At 70.0% G+C, this 19,699-nt stretch carries 18 protein-coding genes; 10 read left to right on the top strand and 8 right to left on the bottom strand.

Annotated elements, in window-relative coordinates; all coding sequences use genetic code 11:
• Window positions 1–104: 104 nt before the first annotated feature.
• The 3 genes from AB0436_RS18895 to AB0436_RS18885 form a co-directional block, all read right to left on the bottom strand.
• Complete coding sequence (locus AB0436_RS18895; RefSeq protein ID WP_366469023.1) at window positions 105–2,804, bottom strand: SpoIIE family protein phosphatase; 2,700 nt, start codon at window positions 2,802–2,804, stop codon at window positions 105–107.
• Between the two features lie 181 nt (window positions 2,805–2,985).
• Entirely contained in the window at window positions 2,986–5,550 is a 2,565-nt protein-coding gene (locus tag AB0436_RS18890) for an MFS transporter (RefSeq protein ID WP_366469022.1), read from the bottom strand.
• On the bottom strand, window positions 5,543–6,097 hold the full coding sequence (locus tag AB0436_RS18885; RefSeq protein WP_366469021.1) for a MarR family winged helix-turn-helix transcriptional regulator: 555 nt from the start codon (window positions 6,095–6,097) through the stop codon (window positions 5,543–5,545). The genes AB0436_RS18890 and AB0436_RS18885 overlap by 8 nt, the downstream gene beginning before the upstream one ends.
• A 308-nt stretch (window positions 6,098–6,405) precedes the next feature.
• On the opposite strand from AB0436_RS18885, the gene AB0436_RS18880 reads away from it, so the two are divergent.
• Window positions 6,406–6,615: a DUF397 domain-containing protein gene (locus tag AB0436_RS18880; protein WP_366469020.1), complete on the top strand. Its 210-nt coding sequence runs from the start codon at window positions 6,406–6,408 to the stop codon at window positions 6,613–6,615.
• Between the two features lie 21 nt (window positions 6,616–6,636).
• Here the strand turns inward: AB0436_RS18880 and AB0436_RS18875 are convergent, their stop codons facing one another.
• Complete coding sequence (locus AB0436_RS18875; RefSeq protein WP_366469018.1) at window positions 6,637–7,296, bottom strand: YceI family protein; 660 nt, start codon at window positions 7,294–7,296, stop codon at window positions 6,637–6,639.
• Window positions 7,297–7,632: 336 nt separating this feature from the next.
• Here AB0436_RS18875 and AB0436_RS18870 point away from each other — a divergent pair, with 336 nt between their 5' ends.
• Entirely contained in the window at window positions 7,633–8,823 is a 1,191-nt protein-coding gene (locus AB0436_RS18870) for an MFS transporter (RefSeq protein WP_366469017.1), read from the top strand.
• Window positions 8,824–8,981: 158 nt separating this feature from the next.
• Here the strand turns inward: AB0436_RS18870 and AB0436_RS18865 are convergent, their stop codons facing one another.
• The 3 genes from AB0436_RS18865 to AB0436_RS18855 form a co-directional block, all read right to left on the bottom strand.
• Window positions 8,982–9,509 carry a DoxX family membrane protein gene (locus AB0436_RS18865; RefSeq protein ID WP_366469119.1) on the bottom strand — a complete coding sequence of 176 codons (528 nt, stop codon included), beginning with the start codon at window positions 9,507–9,509 and terminating at the stop codon, window positions 8,982–8,984.
• Window positions 9,510–9,686: 177 nt separating this feature from the next.
• Window positions 9,687–11,150, bottom strand: coding sequence for an MFS transporter (locus AB0436_RS18860; RefSeq protein WP_366469118.1), 1,464 nt, complete (start codon window positions 11,148–11,150; stop codon window positions 9,687–9,689).
• A 223-nt stretch (window positions 11,151–11,373) separates the two neighbouring features.
• Window positions 11,374–11,706: a hypothetical protein gene (locus AB0436_RS18855; protein ID WP_366469016.1), complete on the bottom strand. Its 333-nt coding sequence runs from the start codon at window positions 11,704–11,706 to the stop codon at window positions 11,374–11,376.
• Window positions 11,707–12,160: 454 nt separating this feature from the next.
• On the opposite strand from AB0436_RS18855, the gene AB0436_RS18850 reads away from it, so the two are divergent.
• From AB0436_RS18850 to AB0436_RS18815, 8 genes are all read left to right on the top strand, one after another.
• Entirely contained in the window at window positions 12,161–13,387 is a 1,227-nt protein-coding gene (locus tag AB0436_RS18850; RefSeq protein WP_366469014.1) for an ATP-binding protein, read from the top strand.
• Window positions 13,384–13,788 carry a roadblock/LC7 domain-containing protein gene (locus AB0436_RS18845; RefSeq protein WP_365851303.1) on the top strand — a complete coding sequence of 135 codons (405 nt, stop codon included), beginning with the start codon at window positions 13,384–13,386 and terminating at the stop codon, window positions 13,786–13,788. The genes AB0436_RS18850 and AB0436_RS18845 overlap by 4 nt, the downstream gene beginning before the upstream one ends.
• The gene (locus tag AB0436_RS18840) at window positions 13,785–14,159 is read left to right on the top strand and encodes a DUF742 domain-containing protein (RefSeq protein ID WP_366469012.1); all 375 of its coding nucleotides are present in this window, start codon (window positions 13,785–13,787) and stop codon (window positions 14,157–14,159) included. The genes AB0436_RS18845 and AB0436_RS18840 overlap by 4 nt, the downstream gene beginning before the upstream one ends.
• A complete protein-coding gene (locus AB0436_RS18835; protein ID WP_366469011.1) occupies window positions 14,134–14,739 on the top strand; it encodes an ATP/GTP-binding protein in 606 nt (201 codons plus the stop codon). The genes AB0436_RS18840 and AB0436_RS18835 overlap by 26 nt, the downstream gene beginning before the upstream one ends.
• Window positions 14,740–14,806: 67 nt before the next feature.
• Window positions 14,807–16,198 carry a cytochrome P450 gene (locus AB0436_RS18830; protein ID WP_366469010.1) on the top strand — a complete coding sequence of 464 codons (1,392 nt, stop codon included), beginning with the start codon at window positions 14,807–14,809 and terminating at the stop codon, window positions 16,196–16,198.
• A gap of 302 nt (window positions 16,199–16,500) precedes the next feature.
• Window positions 16,501–17,631, top strand: a complete 1,131-nt coding sequence (locus AB0436_RS18825; protein ID WP_366469117.1) for a cytochrome P450 — start codon at window positions 16,501–16,503, stop codon at window positions 17,629–17,631.
• Window positions 17,628–18,410, top strand: coding sequence for an enoyl-CoA hydratase/isomerase family protein (locus AB0436_RS18820; protein WP_366469009.1), 783 nt, complete (start codon window positions 17,628–17,630; stop codon window positions 18,408–18,410). Before AB0436_RS18825 ends, AB0436_RS18820 begins: the two co-directional genes overlap by 4 nt.
• Window positions 18,411–18,458: 48 nt before the next feature.
• Window positions 18,459–18,827, top strand: coding sequence for a nuclear transport factor 2 family protein (locus AB0436_RS18815; RefSeq protein ID WP_366469008.1), 369 nt, complete (start codon window positions 18,459–18,461; stop codon window positions 18,825–18,827).
• Between the two features lie 39 nt (window positions 18,828–18,866).
• Here AB0436_RS18815 and AB0436_RS18810 read toward each other — a convergent pair whose 3' ends face one another.
• Complete coding sequence (locus tag AB0436_RS18810; protein WP_366469007.1) at window positions 18,867–19,628, bottom strand: IclR family transcriptional regulator; 762 nt, start codon at window positions 19,626–19,628, stop codon at window positions 18,867–18,869.
• Window positions 19,629–19,699: the final 71 nt, after the last annotated feature.

The following is a 19,699-nucleotide window of genomic DNA, read 5'->3' as shown; positions in this document are numbered from 1 at the left end:
CTGCCCCGGCGCGGCGGCCCAGGACACCTGCAGAAAGCTCCTCGCGCAGGCCCACCGGACCGACACCGGGACCAACGGCCAACAGGGCCAGGCCCTCTCGTTCGTCAGGTGCCGCCACGCCGACTGACCCCCTGGGCGTCCCGGCAGACAGGCCCCGCTGTTGCCGGGGAAGGCGGCGTAGGACGGACGGCGAGGATGGCGATGTCGTCGGCGTTGTCGGCGCCCAGTCTGATGAGGAGTTCGTCGCAGAACACGTTGAGGGGTTCGCGTGCCAGAGCGGCGGTGTGACGGCGGAGCAGGGCCATGCCGTGGTCGAGAGATTCGCCGCGGTGTTCGATGAGGCCGTCGGTGTACAACAGCACGGTCGAGCCGGCCGGGAGTCGATCTCTGGCCTCGGGGCGCGGCAGTTCGGGGTCCATGCCGAGCAGTAGGCCCGCGCCTTCCTCGAGGTAGTGGGTGTCGCCTTCCTCGGTGGTCAGTAGCGGTGGCAGATGCCCGGCGGAGGAGTGTTCCAGCTTCCAGGAGCCAGCCCGGGGGTTCTTGATGACGGCATAGATGCAGGTGGCGGTGGCCTCTCGGAACAAGCTGTGGTTGGCCATATCCAGGCGGCGCAGCACCTCTCCGGGAGGCTCTTGGCGGTCGATGGCGATGCCGCGCAGCATACTTCGCAGCTGACTCATGGTGACGGCCGCATCGAGGTCATGCCCGGTGACGTCACCGATGACCAGTGCGGTTTCGCCGCTGGGCAGGCTGAAACAGTCGTACCAGTCGCCGCCGACCTCTGCGGTGGTGGATGAGGGCACGTAGCGGGCGGCCAGCTGCAGGTGTTCGATGTCCGGCAGCACGGGCAGCAGGGTGTGCTGGAGGCGTTCGGCGATGTTCCGGGTCTCGTGGTACAGGCGGGCGCTGTCCACTCCCATGGCGATGCTGCGGACCAGGCCGTCGACCAGCGACAGATCCTCTTCGGTGAACGGCAGCCCACCGCTGATGCGGGTCACGGTCAGGGCACCGAAGAGTTTTCGGCGGGCCCTCAGCGGGGCGACTACTGCGCTGCTTCCACCCAGTTGCTCGAACAGTTCCAGGTGGCGGGCGTCCAGTGGGCTCTCGGCCTGGCTTGGCGGTGCGGGCTCAGTGAGCAGCAGTGGGCCCGCACCGCGCAGCACCCGGGCCAACGGCCCGCGCGCGGCCTCGGATACCGGGGGGAGCCTGCCCTCGTAGGATGCGGGAATCAGCCCCATGGGATCGCGGGGGACGACGCAGACCCGGTCCAGCTGGCCGTGCTCATCGAGCAGATCCACCGCGCACCAGTCGGCCAGCCGTTGAGTCAGGGCCCGGCCCACTCGCTGCAGCGCCTCATCCAGGTCCGGGGCGCTGCTCAGTACGTCTGCGGTGTCGGCCAGCAGGGAGAGCCGCTCAAGTGCCGACATGCCGCCCACTTCGGCACCGCTTGTCCTTTTGTCGCGTTGCGGAGCGGCCGGCGGAGACAGTCCGATCGGCTTCTGCAGCCCCCCGTGCAAGCCTCTTCCGGGAGTGGGTGGAGAGGAGGCGGATGCAGTCGTCCGGGGGGTCAGCTGGGCGACGAACACGGTACGGCCGTCGGTCGTCTCCTGGGTCTCGATGAACAGGCGGACGGGCACCACTCGGCCGTCACGGTGCAGCGCCGGAAGCGGCACCGAGTGGCCCAGGATGCGGTGCTGGCCGGTGAGCAGCAGGGAGTCGAACGCCGCCATATGCCGTTTCCGCAAATGCTCCGGGATGAGTGTGGTGAGCCGCCGACCGACGAGATCGTCTGCCTGCCAGCCGAGCATCTCTGCCGCCGCCCTGTTGGCTGCGACGATCCGGTTCCCGTCGTCGGCGGCGACGGTCGGGACCCGGCTGGCCTGCACGTGGGTGGGGTCCCACGGCTCCAGCTCCGAGGAGCTGGAGACCGACTCGCGGGGGGCCATCGTCCACGCAGTGATGGGTCCTCCGGCGAGTTGGCTGACGATCTGGTCGAACAGCCATTGGCGGAAGGCGCGGCTCTGTGGAAGAGCCGGCCGGGTGAGAAGACGCTCATCCCGGGCCGCATCTTCGGCCAGATCGAGCACTCGGCGCAAGGTGAGCACGGCCAGCGTGGCATCCGCCGTCACCGGTAGGAGCAGGGAGCGCGAATCAGCGTCGGAAGGCTGCTTCTCCAGCGCGGCCGTCACAGAAGCGCTGATCACATGGTTCACGGCGTGAGCGGTGACAAGATCCTCCGGCGGCACACCGAACCGGTGTCCGGCGGATGCGGCAAGCGTGAGCTCGCGCAGCAGCGTGTGCCAGTGCTGCTGGGATGTCGAGTAAAGCGCGCGCGGCAGGTCGATCAGCACCACGGTGCCGGTGGGGCCGGAGGGCGACATGGCGGTCTCCCATCCGGATGGCGGTGATACAGGTCCGGCGGGCCATATTTCGAACCACACCGTCTTGCACTCTTCGCCGGTATCGACCCCGTGGCGGGATGACAACTGCTCGACCAGGTCCAAGCCGTATCCCGTACCGGAGTACGGATGGTTCTGCTGCGGCCTCAATCCGCGGCCCGGCTGGTGATCAGTGACCCGCACACAAACCCTGCCGTCAAGGGACCAAGCCGACACCTCAACCTCAGTGCACGCATGCAACACCGCATTGGTCACCAGCTCGCTGACCAGAAGCTGAGCCGTGTCCACCACCTCTGGCGCGACACCGTCCAGAGCGGCCCGCACGAACCGCCGAGCCAGTGCCACACTCTCCGGCCGTGCGGGAAACCGGTGGGATGGTGCTCCCGGCGGGTTGAGGTCGTCCATGCCCACAGTGTCCTTCGGACGGCCGTCGCGCGCGCTCTGCTCGCCCCGTACTTGCTGGTCGGCGCGCTGCCTGCTTCGCCAACCGGGTGAGGCCGGTACACCCTTCGCCTCCCGACGCGGCAGACGCACGGGAGGCCGTGGTGCGACACCTGTGTCTCACACCACGGCCTCCCGGGACGCCTCAGTGGCTCAGGTCCAGGTCGACGTCGTGCCCGCCCTCGCGGTCCACCACCAGCGGAATGGCGATGGGTGCATAACCGCTGGCCACCACCGTGTAGGGGCCGGTGTCGAGGTCGTTGAACGTGTACACACCGTCCGCGACCGTGACGGTCGACCCGACGGTGTTGCCGGCGGCGTCGAGCAGCGTGACCCGGGCGTCGTCCAGTGGCCGGCCCGCGCTGTCGCGGATGGTGCCGTGGATCCGGGCGCCGGGGTGGAGCCGTGCCTCGTAGCGGTTGGTGGAGCCGCTGACGACCTCCACCGGCATGGCCGTCGGCCGGTGCCCGGCGGCGCTCACCGCCAGGGTGTAGCTGCCGGGCACCAGGTCGTCGAAGCCGAAGTCGCCGGCCTCGTCGGCAGTGCCGGAGGCGACGACCTCACCGCGCACGTCGGTCGCGATGACGAGGGCACCCGGCACCGGCCGGTCGCCGGGCGTCGCCAGGACCGTGCCGGCGAGCCCCACGGCGCCGCTGAGCATCAGGTCGAACTCGATGGGGCCGTCACCGACCGTCACCGTCGTCGCCTGCGGCTGCCGCGTGCCCCCGGAGCCGATCAGGACATACGTCCCGTCGGCGGGCGCCGCGACGAAGTACCGGCCGTCCGGCCCTGTCGTCGTGCGGCCGAGCTGTCGCCCGCGCAGGTCGATCAGGGTGACCACGGCCTGGGGGACGGGCGAGCCGTCGCCGTCGCGGATGTATCCCCCGACGCCCGCGACCGAGGCGTCCACCGTGGTGGTCCCGGCTGTCGCGGCCGTGTCGTAAGGGGGCGCCGTCGGGTGCTCGGACGCGGTGGCCGGGACGGGTTCGGGGGCTGCCGCGGCGTCGGCGCTCGATGCGCCTTCCTCCTCGGCGGCGCGGGCCTGCAGGCCCGACAGGTTGCGCAGCGGGACCTCCTTGGTCCACAGGACCATCAGGAAGGCGAGCGCGACCACTCCCGCGGCGATCAGGAACACCAGGTGCATGGAGTCGGCGAAGCCCTGCTTGAAGGGCTCCGCCAAGCGCGGGTCCAGCTGCTGGATGAACGAGGAGTCGCTCAGCACGCTCGGCCCGCCGCTCCCGCCGGGGTGGTGCAGCATGTCGAGTACCGGCTTGTTGGCCGGGTTCGACAGGACGTTGGGATCGTGCAGTGCGGCTTGGAACTGCGTGGTCTGCGTAGCCGACCTGAACGCCGAAGCGATCTTGTCCCCGACATCGCTGAACAGCACGGAGAGGAAGATCGCGGTACCGGCCGTGGCACCCATCTGGCGGAAGAACGTGGACGATGCGGTCGCCACGCCCATGTCCTGGGGCGGCACGGCGTTCTGCACGGCGAGGACCAGCGTCTGCATGCAACCGCCCAGCCCCAGCCCGAAGACGAGCATGAAGGCCATGGTTTCCCACAGGGGCGTGTCCCACTGGACCTTGTAGTGGAACAGCAGCAGCGCCACGACCATCAGGGCGGTGCCGATGGTCGGGAAGATCTTGTAGCGGCCGGTCTTCGCGGTCAGCTGACCGGTCACCACCGAAGCAATGATCATGCCGAGCATCAGCGGCAGCATTTCGAGGCCGGACCGGGTGGGACTGGCGCCCTTCACGATCTGCAGGTACTGCGGGATCATGAGCATCCCGCCGAACATGCCCGCACCGATGAGCACGGACAGCAGACTGGTCTTGCTGAAGATCGAGTTGCGGAACAGGCGCATCGGGATCAGCGCGTCGTCGCCCGTCCGGCGTTCCACCAGGATCCAGGCGAGGATGCCCAGCACCCCGACGCCGTAGCAGGTCAGCGACTGCGTCGAGCCCCAGCCCCATTCGCGGCCCTGCTCGGCGACGAGCAGCAGCGGCACCACGCCGATCGCGATGGTGAGCGCGCCCCACCAGTCGATACGGCGGTCGCGGCGGGTGTGCGGGATATTGAGGACCTTGGCCACGACGAACAGCGCGATGATGCCGATCGGGACGTTGACCAGGAAGACCCAGCGCCAGCCGGTGACGCCCAGAATGCTGGTCTGTCCGGCCAGGAAGCCGCCGATCAACGGTCCCGCGACGCTGGAGGTGGCGAAGGTGGCCAGCATGTAGCCCTGATAACGGGCTCGCTCGCGGGGCGGCACGATGTCGCCGATGATCGCCAGGGCCAGCGACATCAGGCCGCCTGCGCCGATGCCCTGCAGGGCGCGGAAGGAGGCCAGTTCGGTCATCGAGGTCGAGAAGGTGCACAACACCGAGCCGACGATGAATACGCTGATCGCGGCCAGGAAGTACGGCTTGCGTCCGTGCAGGTCGGACAGCTTGCCGTACAGCGGCGTGGCGATCGTCGACGTGATCAGATAGGCCGTCGTCGCCCACGCCTGCTGGCTCAGGCCATGCAGATCGTCCGCGATGGTGCGGATCGAGGTGGAGACGATCGTCTGGTCGAGCGCGGCCAGGAACATGCCCAGCATGAGGCCGCTCAGGATGGTCAGGATCTGCCGGTGGCTCAGGCCCCCCGGGCTGGTGGGTATTGCTTGTGTCTCGGTGTCTCCGCGTGGTGCGGACACGGCCTCACTCATTCTTGCTTGCTCCCTGCTTCGCCACCGCTTCGGAGGGGTTCCCCGAGCAGTGACGCGCGTGTTCATGCTCTGCCAGGTCGTCGTTGAGGCGGGCCATCAGCCGGATGAGCTGGTACCGGTCCTCCGGGGGCCATGGCCTGAGGAGTTCCGCCAGCTCCGCGTCGCGCTGCCGCCGGTAGGCCCCGAACGCAGTTTTTCCGGCCTCGGTCGCGCGCAGCAAGGCACCACGCCGGTCCTCCGGATCCGGGCGGCGCTCGACCAGACCGCGCTCCACCATCAACCGCACCTGACGGCTGACGGTCGAGAGGTCCAGGAAGGTGTCCGCCGCCAGGTCGGTGGCTCGCTGCTCGCCGTCGAGCACCAGCCGGGCCAGCAGCACTCGCTCGCCGGCGCCCTGCTCGAGCTTGGCCCGGCGTCTGCGGGTTGTGAGCAGCCGGGAGAACCGCACGATCTGGCTCCCGAGCCCGGCCGCGGCCTCCTCGGCACTGGCGCTGCCGGTGACCGGGAACGCCGCCGCCGCGCGGTCATGGACCGTCCCCTTGCCCATGTCTCCCGCCTCCACGTTCACATTATTGCTTGTACCTAGCAAGTTATTATACGACCCCGGTCGGCTCGTGCTGTCTCAGGTCCGGGATCGTGGTGGCTCCCGCACACCGCCGAGCCCGAGGCCGGTGCGGCTGCGGGCGTTGGTCTCGGCGACGCGGGCGCTCGGTAACTCGGCCGGGCAGATCGGCCGTACGCGGGCGGGATCCGCATCCCACTCACGGCCCACCGAGCGGGCGGAGCTGGCGGCGGCAGTTGGACTACCTGGCGGAGCTTGGCGAGCGGGAGAACGTGACGCTTCACGTAAGTACGGTGCGATCCCTCGACCTGAGCGCAGCTTCCTGGCGCAAAAGCTCGTACAGCAACTCGGACGGCGGTGAATGCATCGAGGTCTCCGACGACCTGGTCACCGTCGTCCCCGTGCGGGACAGCAAGAATCCGTACGGACCCGTGCTGACCTTCACGACGGACGGCTGGTCGTCGTTCGTGTCCGCCGTGAAGGACGGCGACCTGAACTCCTGAGGCGCGCCCGGGAGGGGTTGATCACTCGGCGCCGGCGGTGCGGATGGCGGCGATGTCGAACTGAAGGCGCACCTTCTCGCTCACCATGGCTCCGCCCTCGGCCAGCCGGGCGTTGTACGTCAGCCCCCAGTCGGAACGGTTGATGGTGGTCGTGCCGTCGAAGCCGACACGCTCGTACCCGAACGGGTCGGTGACGTGACCGATGTAGGTGAGTTCCAGTACGACGGAGCGGGTGGTGTCCCTGATGGTGAGATCGCCGATCATGCGGAAGACGTCCGGCTCCGCGATCTGCACGGCGGTGCTGTTGAAGGTCAGCCGGGGGTATTTCGCGGCGTTGAGGAAGTCACGGCCGATCAGATGGGCGTCTCGTTGCTCCACGCCCGTGTCGACACTGGCGGTGGACAGAGCGAGCCTGGCCTGGGAGCGAGCTGGGTTGTGGCCGTCGAAGTAGAGGCGGCTCTCGTACTCGGTGAAAGCACCGCGCACCGTCGTCACCATGGCGTGTCGTACGGAGAATCCGATCCTGCTGTGTGCCGGGTCGACGATCCACTCTCCGGTGAGCGCCGCCATGGCGGGGTCCGGCAGGGCGGCACCATGGGGCGCAGCAACACCCTGGGCGGCTGCGGAAGCGGTGGATGCCGCCACGCGTCGGGCTGAGGGGTTGCGGCTGAAAAGGTTCATGCAGCAATTAGCTATTTCAGCTCGGGTGGTCCACGCAAGGCGTGGTCAGGAAACCCGCCATCCCCGGAGTGGATCTGCACAGTTTGGAGATGCCGGCTCACGGTGCGGGTGGACGTGGACGTCCCGCCCGGTGGACGGGGCCGTCATGGACCATGTCGGTAGCGGGTCATGGTGACGGTCCAGTTGTTGGAGAGCTTCGAACCGTTCCCTTGGGGCGCGCCCGTCGACCAAGCAAATCGGAGTGTGCCGCGTTCTCCCCGGAGACACCGGGCCGCAGGCCGTCACATGAGCAGTGCGCTGTCCGGCACGGGGAGCGGGCAGGGATAGCGTCGGGGCATGGATGGAGATCGCCGAGGGTGGCGCCGCTGCTTTCTGATCGGGGCGGTGTTCGCCGTGTGCATGGCCGGCACCACGCTGCCGACCCCGCTCTACAGCCTGTACCAGGAGAAGTTCGGGTTCTCCGAGCTGACGGTGACCGTCGTGTACGCCGTGTACGCCTTCGCGGTCATCGGCGTGCTGCTGGCTGTGGGCAATGCATCGGACGCAGTGGGCAGGCGGCCGGTACTGCTGTGGGGCCTGGGATTCGCGGCGGCGAGCGCCGGCTGTTTCCTGGGCGCCGACGGGCTGGGGTGGCTGTATGTCGGGCGTCTGCTGTCGGGCCTGTCCGCCGGCCTGTTCACCGGGGCCGCCACGGCGTACGTGATGGAACTGGCGCCGCCCGGCGGCAGTTCGAGGGCCACGTTCGTGGCGACGGCCGCCAACATGGGCGGGCTGGGCTGCGGCCCGCTGCTCGCCGGCCTGCTCGCGCAGTATGCGGCGTGGCCGCTGTACCTGCCGTTCGCCGTGCACCTCGCCCTGGTGGCCGGCTCGGTGGGCGTGCTGCTGTGGCTTCCGGAGACCGTACGGGAGCGGCGGCCGCTGGTTTCCGTGCGGCCACAGGGGACCGCTCTGCCCACCGAGGTGCGCGCGGTGTTCGTGCCCGCGGCGACCGCCGCGTTCGTCGGGTTCGCACTGTTCGGCGTCTTCACCGCGGTCAGTCCGGCGTTCCTGGCGCAGTCCCTGCACGTGGACAACCGAGCCCTGAGCGGACTGGTCGTCGCGCTGGCCTTCTTCGCCTCGATCGCCGGGCAACTGGTGGCCGGCCGGGTCGGGGTGGCGCGGTCCCTGCCACTCGGCTGCGCCGGGCTCTTCGCCGGCCTCGCGCTGCTCGCGGGCGCCTTGTGGTGGGACCTGTTGCCCCTGATCGTGCTCAGCGCGCTGGCCGGCGGGGTCGGACAGGGCCTCGCGTTCCGTGGGGCGCTTTCCGCGGTGGCCGCGGCGTCGCCCGCGGACCGGCGCGCGGCGGTGATCTCGGCGCTGTTCGTGGTGGCGTACGTGGGGATCTCGGTACCGGTGATCGGTGTGGGGGTGCTGACGGGCCCGATCGGTCTGGAGGGAGCGGGTCTGGTGTTCATCGCCTGCATGGCCGTCCTGGTCTCGGCCGCGGCCGCGTATCTGCTCCGGCGGCCGGTGCGGGTGACTGCGTAGCGAGGCTCTCCAGTCGGTTGCGCGGGAACCGGGAGACAGCACAGGGCCCCGACCGAGGGCGCCCCGGCGATGACCTTTTCACGGCCGGCACCGGCCGACCTCCTCACATGACGGCCGGCCCGCGTCGGGCTGGTGCGGGCCGGCCGCAGGCGCCGGTATCAGTTGCGCAGCGACAAGGTGGCGCCGGCCACGACCACGCCGAGGGCGGCCGCGGCGACGCCGTAGGAGAAGCGGTGCGCGCGCAGGCCCGGCAGCAGCCGGTCCGCCGCGAACGCGCCCGGGCCGGTGAGGGTGACGGCCAGCGCAGCCAGGGCGAGGAACAGCTCGTACTCGATGCCGGCCGGGGCGAAGAAGCCGCCGCCCCACTTCACCGCGATCGCGTTGACAAGGGTGCCGAGCAGCCCCGCACCGGCGAGCGGGGTGAGCAGGCCGAGGGCGAGGCCGAGCCCACCGAGCGTCTCGGTCAGTCCGGCGACGACCGCGAACGCGTGCGGGGAGGGGTAGCCGGAGGCGGCGAAGAACTGTCCGGTTCCGTCGATGCCGCCACCGCCGAACCAGCCGAAGAGCTTCTGGGCGCCGTGGGCGGCCATGGTGAGGCCGAGCGCCAGGCGCAGCACCAGCAGCCCTGCGTCGTGCGCGCGGGGGGATGCTGCCTGCGTGCCGGGGGTGGCGGCCGGGCGGGACAGGATCGTTCCTGAGGTCACGTGGGGTCTCCTCGCGTGGGGGCGGCCGGTGCCACGCTGCGCTGAGCGGCGTCCGTCCGCTGAACTTGAAAGTTCAAACTAACCGCTCGAGCGATGTGCTTCAACTTTCAAGCTCGACTGTGAACCGTCTGTGCGCCAACCGGTGTTCGGCCCGGCGCTTCAGCCGAGAGGGCTGCCGGCCGGATCCGTGTGGTGCCGGACGCGGACGTCGACGAGGGCGACCAGCAGGGCGGCGACCACGAAGGCGATGGACACGATGAGGCCGTGGTCGTACGCGACGGCCCAGCCCGCCCCGGCAACCTGCGCGAAGAACACCGACCCGACGGCGGCGATGCCGATGGCGGACCCCACCCGCTGTCCCGTCTGCAGGGTCCCGCCGGCACTTCCGGCCGACGCCACGGGCACCCGGGAGAGGGTCAGGGTCTGGTTGGGGGCGATGACCAGGCCGCTGCCCAGGCCGGCGAAGAGCAACGGCAGGGCCATCGCCCAGCCGGCCCCCTTGCCCGGCACCAGGTGAACGGCCAGCGCGGTCCCGCCGAGTCCGACGGCGACCATGGTCAGCCCGGCGGCCACCAGCGGACGCCCGAACCGCGCCACGAGCCGGCCGCCGACCGCCGCCGCGAAGCCGGAACCCAGGGCGAAGGGGGTGACGGAGAGGCCGGCCAGCAAGGCGCTGTAGTGCAGGCCGCTCTGCAGGTAGAGGGTGCTGATGAAGAAGATCGAGGTGAAACCGGCGAAGTACAGCAGAATCAGCAGGCAGCCGGCCGAATAGCTCCGCACCCGGAAGAGCGAGAGGTGGAGTACGGGATCCCGGCCGCGCGCCCCCCAGCGGTGCTCCCACGCGACGAACGCCCCGAGCAGGACCGCCGCGAGCAGTAGCAGCAGCCACTTGAGACTGCCGCGCCACTGCTGCGCCTGCACGAAGGGCAGCAGGAGGGCGAGCACCCCGAAGCCGAGCAGGAGAACCCCCACCGGATCGAGCTTGCGCAGCGTCACCCGGCCGGCCGAGGGGGTGTCCGGCAGGAGCCGACGGGCCAGGTACAGACAGACGACGCCCAGCGGCAGGTTCACGTAGAAGACCCATCGCCAGCCCTCCTGCGCCCCGCCGACCTGGATGAGCAGGCCGCCCAGCACGGGACCGACGGCGGTCGAGATGCCTACCACGGTGCCGAACATCCCGAACGCGCGACCGCGCTCAGCGCCGGAGAACATCTGTTGGATCAGCGCGGAGATCTGCGGTGAGACGAGGCCGCCGGCCAGTCCCTGTGCCACCCGCGCCACCACCAGCCAGGTACTCGACTGGGCCGCGCCGCAGGCCGCCGAAGCCAGCGTGAACAGGGCCAGCCCCGTCATGAAGACCGCGCGTCTGCCCCGGGCGTCGCCCATCCGCCCCGCCGGAATCAGCAACAGACCGAAGGCGAGGGCGTAACCGGACAGCACCCACTGCAACTGGGCTTCGCGGGCGCCGAGCCCTTCGCGGATCGACGGCAGGGCGACGTTGACGATGGAGACGTCGAGCAGCGTCATGAAACCCGCCATGAGACAGACGGCGAGCGCCTGCCAACGGTGCGGGTCGGGCTCCGGGTCGTCGCGGCCCCGGCCTCCTCCGGGGCCGCGAGCCACCGAGGGGTCGGTCGGGCCGGTGGAACCGGTGGGCGACTCGGACGGCTCCCGGGACGAGGGGCCCACGCGTACCTCCTCCGCTCGGCCGTGCGGCGCTCAGGGATGTCATGCTCCGGCGCTGTGTACCCGCTGGTCATCGAGACATGCCTCGATACGCCGGACGGCCGCACGGGCGAGGGACGCGCACCGCGCCGGCCCGGTGGACCGGCGCGGAGACGATGGCTCAGCCTCGGTGTGCGCCCGCGTTGCCGGCCGCGACGGCGGTTGCGCCGTCCAGAGCGAGGGTGCCGGCGCCGGTGGATGAGTAGTCGGTGTGGACGGTGTAGTAGCCGTCGGTGGGGCGTATACGTCGAAGACGGCGGTGTCGCCCGCCGTCAGGGCCGGCGCGCCGGCGCCCGTGGCGCCGGAGGCCGCGTCCGGGTTCCTCGACCGGATGAGTGAGGACCGCTTCGACCTCGTCGTATCTCACCGTCTGGAGACGGGAGGCCGAGGCCGGCGCGACGGGAGGCGACAACGGCAGCCGCACCTTGTCCTCTCCCATCTGCGCGGCGCGCACCTGCGTCCCTCGGTGCTCTATCCGTACGTTCCGCGGGCGCCACCGCGACGTGGGATCCCGTCGAAGGACAGCTCACCCTCTCTCTTCCGCGCCCCAACACCGCCATCCTGCTGCAGCTGTCTCCGTCCGCGGCGCCCGGCGCCGTTATGTGTACGGCAGGGGTCGCGACCACCACCATATCTTCACATTGTGTGGATGGGGCCGTGGGCTCCCAATTCGGTGTAACCGGCCAGTAGGGAACGGGGATTGGCCTTCCACCCAATGGTAAGATCATCTGACTTCCAGTTGGGCTGACGGCGTGCGGGGGCATTCCGGAGGGATGCATTCCGCAGTTCCACTCCTGGAGTGGCCCTCCCGGCCATGCCCGCACCGCGGCACTTCCAGCCACGGTACGTGCGGCAGGCCGAGCGGGTACCGAGCCGTATCCATAGCCATGGCACTTGAAGTGAGTCTCATGACATTTCCCCACAGCCTCGTCGCCTGGGCGCTGGTTGTCGTTGCGCTGATCGCACTGGCCGCAGTGGGCGCCGTTCTGCGGGCTCGCACGACCAACGCCGGGCTGCGCAGGCAGAATGACCAACTGCAGCGGGAGCGCGAGACGCTGCTGCGGCACCGGGACGAACTCCATGCCGTCAACTCTGACCTGACGAAGCGTCAGTCCTTTGAACTGGCCGAAGTCCGCAAGGACGCCGAGGAGGAGACCAAGGCAGTCCTGAAGGCCGCGGTGCGCACCCTGCAGGGCCTCGCGGACGAGCAGCAAGTGGTCATCGAGAAGGCGCAGACCAAGTACGGCGACGACCCGCGGATCCTCGCCGACCTGATGGCCATCGATCACACCAACAGCCAGTTCGGGCGGCGTGCGCAAGGTATCGCGGTGCTCTGCGGTGGCTGGCTCGGACGCCGGGAGACCGTGGCATCGGCCTTCGATGTGGCCCGCAGTGCTCAGGGCCGTATCCGGCAGTTCGACCGGGTACGGATCAACGGGCAGGTGAACTTCTCGGTCGTCAGCCGAGCCGTGGAACCCGTGGCGGTGGTTCTCGCCGAGCTGTTGGCCAACGCGACCAACTACTCCGCTCCCGGGACCCCGGTGGAGATCAACATCCAGGCGGTCCCCAAGGGCGTCTGCCTCATCGTCGACGACGCCGGCCTCGGCATGGCCCAGGAGGAGAAGGACCGCGCGGCGGAACTGCTCGCCCCGCAGGCCGCCATCAGCGTCTCCAGCCTGGGTATTCCGCCACGCTTCGGATTCGCCGTCTCCGGCGTGCTGGCAGCCCGTTACGGGTTCAAGGTTTCGGTCGACTCGGTATCCCCCTATGGAGGCGTGCGCGCGGTGGTTCTCCTGCCCGATGAGCTTCTGACCGGCGACGTGCCCCCGTCGCCCGCAGCCGGCAACACCTACGAGGCCGCCGCGCCGCAGCCGCAGCCGGCCGCCCCGGCCCCCACTCCGCTGTTTCCCCCCGCCGCACAGCCGGCCGCCCCGGCCCCGCAGCCCGTGGTGCACGACACCACCGCCGGCGGCCTGCCGAAACGTCGTCGCCAGAGCCCCGTGTCGGTGGTGCCGTCAGCCGATTCCGAGCCGGTGCCGAGCAACGAGGCGACCGCTTCCCGATTGGGTGCCTTCCAGCGCGGCACCCGGTCGGGGCGTGACATGACGACCATGGAAGGACCTGAGAGCCAGTGAACCCCGATCTGTCCTGGGTGCTCAACGACGTACTCCAGGTACCCGGCGCGCAACACGCGATCCTCGTCTCCGCCGACGGCCTCCTGCTGGCCAGCTCCGACGACATCGGCAGGGACGACGCGGAGACCGTCGCCGCCGCCATGAGCTCGATGCAGTCACTGAGCCGGGCCGTCGCCCCCTTCGTGGGCAAGCAGACCCCCGGACGGTGGCGGCAGACGCTCCTCGAGTACGAGGGCGGCTGGATCTTCCTGATCGCGGCCGGCAGCGGCGCCTACCTCGCGGCCGCCGCGGCGGCCGAGGTGGACATGGAGGCCATGTCCTTCCGGATGCAGCAGCTGGTCAGCGCCCTCGGAAAGGCGATGACCACACCTCCGCGCCAGAGTGCGGGAAGCAGCACGTGACGGCGTCGGGGGAGGAGCGGCCGGTCAACAGCGGGTTCGTCCGGTCGTACGTGATCACCGGCGGCCGCGGCCTGCCGGACGCGGACGACCTCACCCTCGTCACGCTGGTCACCATCGCACCCGACCGGCAGCCCTACCGGAACCCGAGCCCCGAGATCCAGGCGATCTGGGACCTGTGTTCCGGCGGCTATCTGTCGGTGGCCGAAGTCGCCGGCCGACTCGAACTCCCCGTCGGCGTGGTGCGGCTCCTGCTGCAGGATCTGGCCGACCAGGGCCACTTAATGCGCCGCAAGGTCCCGCCCCCCGCCCAGCTGGTTGACAGGAAGATCCTCGAGGAGGTGTTGCATGGACTCCATGCCCGGTTCGGCTGAGGCCCGTCCGATCGAAAGCATCTATGTACCGGACGCGGTGCAGCGCGCGGTGAAGATCCTCGTCGTCGGACACTTCGCCGTGGGCAAGACGACGCTGATCGGCACCCTCTCCGAGATCACTCCGCTGCGCACCGAGGAGCGGATGACGCAGGCCGCCGCCGACATCGACGACCTCCGGGGAGCTCCGGGCAAGGAAACCACCACGGTCGCACTGGACTTCGGCCGTCTGACACTGAGCGAAGAGCTGGTGCTGTACCTCTTCGGCACACCCGGCCAGCAGCGCTTCGTCGAGCTCTGGGAGGACATGGCGCGCGGTTCGCTCGGCGCGCTGCTCCTCGTCGACCCGGCCCGTCTCGCGGACACCTTCCCGGTCATCGACCTGGTCGAGAAGTACGGCCTCGAATACGCCGTCGCGGTCAACAGTTTCGACCCGCACACCCGGCACGCGGAGGAGGAACTGCGTGAGGCCCTCGACCTGCTGCCGGACACCCCCGTCGTGTACTGCGACGCCCGGGACCGGAATTCGTCCGCACAGACACTGATCACCCTGGTCAGGCACCTTCTCGCCCGGGTGGCCTGACCCCGTTCCCTTCCGCCGTCCACCGCCCGTGGCCCGCACGGACCGCGATCACACAGAGGAAGCACACATGGACTCTCAGCCGAGAGCCACTCCATACAACGCCCCCACTGGGTGTCCGATGCACCAGGAGCGGCAGCAGACCTCGCTCTACGGGGCGGAGTTCGCATCCGATCCGCACCGCGTCTACGACGAGTTCAGGGCGCACGGTCCCGCCGCGCCGATCGAACTGGCGCCGGGGGTGGCCGCCACGCTGGTGGTGCAGCACGAAGCCGCACTTCGCGTCCTGCAGAATCCGGCCCTCTTCGCGCGCGACTCCCGGCGGTGGAACGCCCTGCAGGAGGGAAAGGTACCGCTCGACAGCCCGGTGCTGCCGATGATGGCCTACCGTCCCAACTGCCTGTTCACCGACGGCACCGAGCATCTGCGCCTGCGCAAGGCCGTCACCGAGAGTCTCGCCCGGCTCAACTCCAGCCGGCTGAGCCGGGACGTCGAGCGCATCGGCGACTACCTGATCGACCAGTTCATCGAACGCGGCAGCGCCGACCTGCTCAACGACTACGCCAAGCTCCTGCCGCTGCTGCTCTTCAACCAGCTCTTCGGCTGCCCCAGCGATATCGGTGACCGGCTGACCCGCCACATGTCCGCGATCTTCGACGGCGAGGACGTGCTGCGGGCCAACGCCGAGCTCACGGCCTGCCTGATGGAGCTCGTCGCGCTGAAGCGGCGGCAGCCCGGGGAAGACATCACGTCCTGGCTCATCCAGCACCCCGCGGGCCTGCGCGACGAGGAACTCAAGGATCAGCTGGTCATGCTGATGGGCGCGGGCGTCGAGCCGGAGCGCAATCTCATCGCCAACGCGCTGCTCCTCATGCTGTCCGGCGACGAGCCGGGATCGATCCGCGGCGGCCCGGGGATGCTGGTCGAGGACGCCCTCAACGAAGTGCTGTGGGACAACGCCCCCATCGCCAACTACGCGACGCACTACCCGGTCCGGGATGTCGAACTGGGCGGCATGGTGCTCCGGGCGGGCAGCCCGGTACTCATCAGTTTCGCGGCCGCGAACAGCGATCCCGCTCTCACCGACGCACGCCGGACTCTGAGCAAGGGCGCCCACCTCGCCTGGGGTGCGGGCCCCCATGTCTGCCCGGCGAAGTCACCCGCCCAGCTCATCGCCCTCACCGCGATCGAGAAGATTCTGAATGTACTGCCGGACGTCACCCTTGCCCGGCCCGCCGCGGAAGCGGAGTGGCGGCCCGGCCCCTTCCACCGCGCGCTGGTCTCCCTGCCGGTCCACTTCACCCCGAGCGCCGCGCGGCGCTCCGCGGCGGCTCCGCAGTCCCCGTCGTCGCTGCCGGCCGCCGCCCCCGGTGCGTCTTCCGCGGCGCAGGCCGCTCCGGAGGAGCCGCAGAAGAAGACCAAGGGCTGGTGGAGTTCCTTCCTGGACGTGTTCCGCGGGTGACAGGGCAGCCACCGCGGCGCCGCCGCGGTGGCCACGTCCGTAACAACGGCACCATCCGCAACCCCCGTATCGAGCATCTCTTCTGTGACATGGGCAACAGGGATCCGCGCATGCCACAGATATGCGGAGGGGTAGGTTCTGGGCGATAACCAGGAGCCCAGGGCAAGGAACTCTGCGTGAGTACTCTGTGTGACCTTGACCGAACGCCCGTCGATCGCCGCGCCCTCGTCTCCCTGCTCCGGCGTCTGAACTCACCGGCAGGGCAGGCCGATCCGTATCCGCTCCTCGCCGAGCTGAGGGCCATGGGCGACGTCGTCCCGGCGCCCTGGGGTGCGTACTTCGTCACCGGCTTCGATGCCTGCAGCCAGGTGCTCCGCGGCCGCGACTGGCTGGCTCCGGACTTCGCCTGGCAGGAGCGGCAGGCGCATACGGAGCGCTGGGAAGCGCCGGCCACCCGCGAGATGACCAAAACGCTCTCCCGTCTCAACGCTCCCGAGCACACCCGCCAACGGCGCAGCCTGGGTACCCTCTTCGACCGCTCGACCATTCAGCGGCTGACCCCGCACGTCGAGCGGGACGTCAGCCGGCTCCTCGACGAGCTGGCCGGCGAACTACGCGGCGGAAGCGCCGATTTCGCCGAAGTCGTCAGTGAACAGCTCCCCATCAGCACCGTCGGATCGTGGCTCGGAATCCCGTCCGACGACTATCCCGGCATCCTGGCGATCACCCACAACCAGGTCTACGCCCAGGAGTTGCTGCCGACCAAGAGTCAACTCGGCGTCTCCGCCGAGGCGACCGTCCTGCTGCGGACGTATTTCACCGACCTGATACGGAGACGCCGGGCCGCGCCGGGGGACGACGTACTGAGCGGCTGGATACGTACCTGGGACGCACTCGAGCCGGACCGCGAAGCAGCGGACGAAACCCTGTACCGGCTCACGATGTTCGTCACCATCGCCTCACTGGAGACCACCGCGACCCTGCTGTCGGCGGTGGTCTGGCAGTTACTGAAGGAGCCCGGCCGGTGGAACTGGCTGCGGGAGCGGCCCGAGCACATCGAAGCCGCCATCGAAGAGGCTCTTCGATATGATCCGCCCATACACATCAACACCCGGGTCGCGGCCGCCGACACCGAACTGGCGGGTGTCCAGATCGCCAAAGACGCCATGGTCCACGTCATGTACGGGGCGGCGAACCACGATCCACGGCGCAACCCGGACCCGCACAGCTTCGACATCCTCCGCGCCGGAAACCACCTCACCTTCGGAGGCGGCGCGCACTACTGCCTGGGCGCAGCCCTCGCTCGTCTGGAGACCCGCACCATGCTCACCCAACTCCTGCGCCGCTTCCCCACGCTGCGCGCCGTTTCGCGCCCCGCATACGCCGCTCGCATGGTCTTCAGGCGAGTCACCTCGCTGAGCGTGACCATATGAAGGTCTCGCTCCCCGGTTACCTGCACCCGCAGGGCCGAAGGGCCGGCACAGTGCGCTGCACGCGGGAGGGCGCCGTCCTGCGGGTGGAACTGAACGACCCGGCGAACGGCAACGCGGTCACCGACGCCATGCTGAACGACCTGCTGGAGATCCTGACCGTGCCGGATCCCGATGTCCGGGTACTGGTACTGAGCGCTGCCGGAGACGACTTCTGTCTGGGCGGCGACCGGACCGAGTTCGCCGACTGGCTCGACGAGGACCCCACCGGGCGCGGCATCCGCATCTCGGGCGACAAGGCCCGCCGGGTGTGCGAGGCCATCTCCGGCAACCACGCCGTGACCGTCGCTGCCGTGCACGGCAAAGTCATCGGCGCGGGGCTGGCCCTGGCTCTCGCCTGTGACCTGCGGGTCGGCGCCGATACCGCCGCCTTCCGGCTGCCGGAGCTGGCACTCGGACTGCCCACCGCCTGGGGCGGTGTCCTCCCGCGCCTGATCCATGAGGTCGGCGCGGCCCGCGCCCGCGAACTCATCCTGACCGGCCGGGCCTTCGACGCAGCCGAAGCCTGCGAGCTGTCGGTCCTGCAGCGTGTCGTGCCCCCAGGCGATCTCGACGAGGCGGTCGCCGCCTGGACCCGACCGATCGTCCGCCGCCCGGAGGCCGCCCTGCGCGTCACCAAGGCGGTGCTCAACTCCTACGCCGCCCCGACCCGGCTCGGTGACCCCTCCCTGCTGGACGCCGAGCTGATGGCCTGTGTCGCGGCCGCGACCCGAAGGACCTGATGGCTTAGCGTGTTGGTCCCGTCCGCCGTCGGAAGCGAAGGACACAGCGTGTCGCAGAACGAGAAGGCCCGGAAACCGGAAGACCTCACCCGGCTTTTCGTCGAACGCGCCAACGCGGGCGACGCGGACGGCATCGCCGCGCTGTACGAGGAGAACGCCGTCATGGCGTACCCGCCCGGGAGCCAGACGGTGGGCCGTGAGGCGATTCGGGCCTTCTGGGCGAAGGCACTGTCCGGGCAGCAGGTGCGCTTCGAGCCGGAACCCCCGCTGCCGACGCTGATCAGCGGGGACATCGCGCTCACCTCGACCCCGCCGAAGGACCGTGCCGGCGCCCGGGCGCAGGTGGTACGCAGGCAGCCGGACGGCACGTGGCTGCGGTTGCTTGATCAGCCGGAGTTCGTGACCCCCGGCAGCTGAAGCGGCGTCACCCCGGCCGGGCGTCACCCCGGCCGGGCGTCACCCCAGCCGGGCGGCGATGTCCGAAGCGCAGGCGTGCAGGGCGGGCACATGCGCCCGGAGTTCCTGCTGCGAGGTGAGCGCGACGACGGCGCCCAGTGAGACCGCCAGCCGGGGGCGGCCGCCCCGGCCCATGTCCGGGACGTTCACGGCGACCGAGCGGACTCCTATCTCGTTCTCCTCGTCCACCTCCGCCCAGCCGCGCGCCCGCACCTGCACCAGCTGTTCGCGCAGTTCCGCGGCGTCGACGCAGGTCCGGGGCGTGGCGGCCGACAGCCCCTCGGCGAGCAGCTTCTCGCGATCCTCGTCGGGGAGTGCGGCGGCGAGGGCCTTGCCGAGCGAGGTGGCGTGCCAGAGGTTACGGGTCCCCTCGGCGCTGCGCAGCTGGAGGTGCTGGGTTCCCTCGGCGGTGAGGACGAGCAGTACCTCGTTGTCGTCCAGCACGCCGGCGATCGCGGGCAGCCCGGTACGCGAGGCGAGCCGGCGCAGCGGGGCCGACGCGCCGGCCCAGCCCGCCTCGGTGCGCTGGAAGCCCCGGGCCAGTTCGAGGACCCGCACGCCGAGGGCGTAACGCCGGGCGTCCTCGTCGTACGCCACGAACCCCTCGGCGGCCAGTCGGCCCAGCAGTCGGTGCGCACTGCTGACCGGGAGCTGCGCCTGACGGGCGATCGCGCTGACACCCGCGCCGGCCGGCAGATCGGCCAGCACCGTCAGCAGCCGCAGTCCTCGGCCGAGCATGTCGTCACCGGGTGGGGTGCTCACCGCGCGCCGCCTTCTCTCTCGTGCTCACGATCCGACCTGTCGCGGTCCACTCCGTCGCGCCGCGGGGCACG

The sequence above is a fragment of the Streptomyces sp. NPDC051322 genome (assembly GCF_040689485.1).
In the GTDB taxonomy this organism is placed as follows: domain Bacteria; phylum Actinomycetota; class Actinomycetes; order Streptomycetales; family Streptomycetaceae; genus Streptomyces.
This window is presented reverse-complemented; position numbering and strand designations above follow the sequence as displayed.

Excerpts from the sequence above, each read along its gene's own strand:
- AB0436_RS18895 (WP_366469023.1), bottom strand. The coding sequence starts at position 2,804 with ATGGACGACCTCAACCCGCCGGGAGCACCATCCCACCGGTTTCCCGCA.
- AB0436_RS18890 (WP_366469022.1), bottom strand. The coding sequence starts at position 5,550 with ATGAGTGAGGCCGTGTCCGCACCACGCGGAGACACCGAGACACAAGCA.
- AB0436_RS18885 (WP_366469021.1), bottom strand. The coding sequence starts at position 6,097 with ATGGGCAAGGGGACGGTCCATGACCGCGCGGCGGCGGCGTTCCCGGTC.
- AB0436_RS18875 (WP_366469018.1), bottom strand. The coding sequence starts at position 7,296 with ATGAACCTTTTCAGCCGCAACCCCTCAGCCCGACGCGTGGCGGCATCC.
- AB0436_RS18870 (WP_366469017.1), top strand. The coding sequence starts at position 7,633 with ATGGATGGAGATCGCCGAGGGTGGCGCCGCTGCTTTCTGATCGGGGCG.
- AB0436_RS18850 (WP_366469014.1), top strand. The coding sequence starts at position 12,161 with ATGACATTTCCCCACAGCCTCGTCGCCTGGGCGCTGGTTGTCGTTGCG.
- AB0436_RS18835 (WP_366469011.1), top strand. The coding sequence starts at position 14,134 with ATGGACTCCATGCCCGGTTCGGCTGAGGCCCGTCCGATCGAAAGCATC.
- AB0436_RS18830 (WP_366469010.1), top strand. The coding sequence starts at position 14,807 with ATGGACTCTCAGCCGAGAGCCACTCCATACAACGCCCCCACTGGGTGT.
- AB0436_RS18825 (WP_366469117.1), top strand. The coding sequence starts at position 16,501 with ATGGGCGACGTCGTCCCGGCGCCCTGGGGTGCGTACTTCGTCACCGGC.
- AB0436_RS18820 (WP_366469009.1), top strand. The coding sequence starts at position 17,628 with ATGAAGGTCTCGCTCCCCGGTTACCTGCACCCGCAGGGCCGAAGGGCC.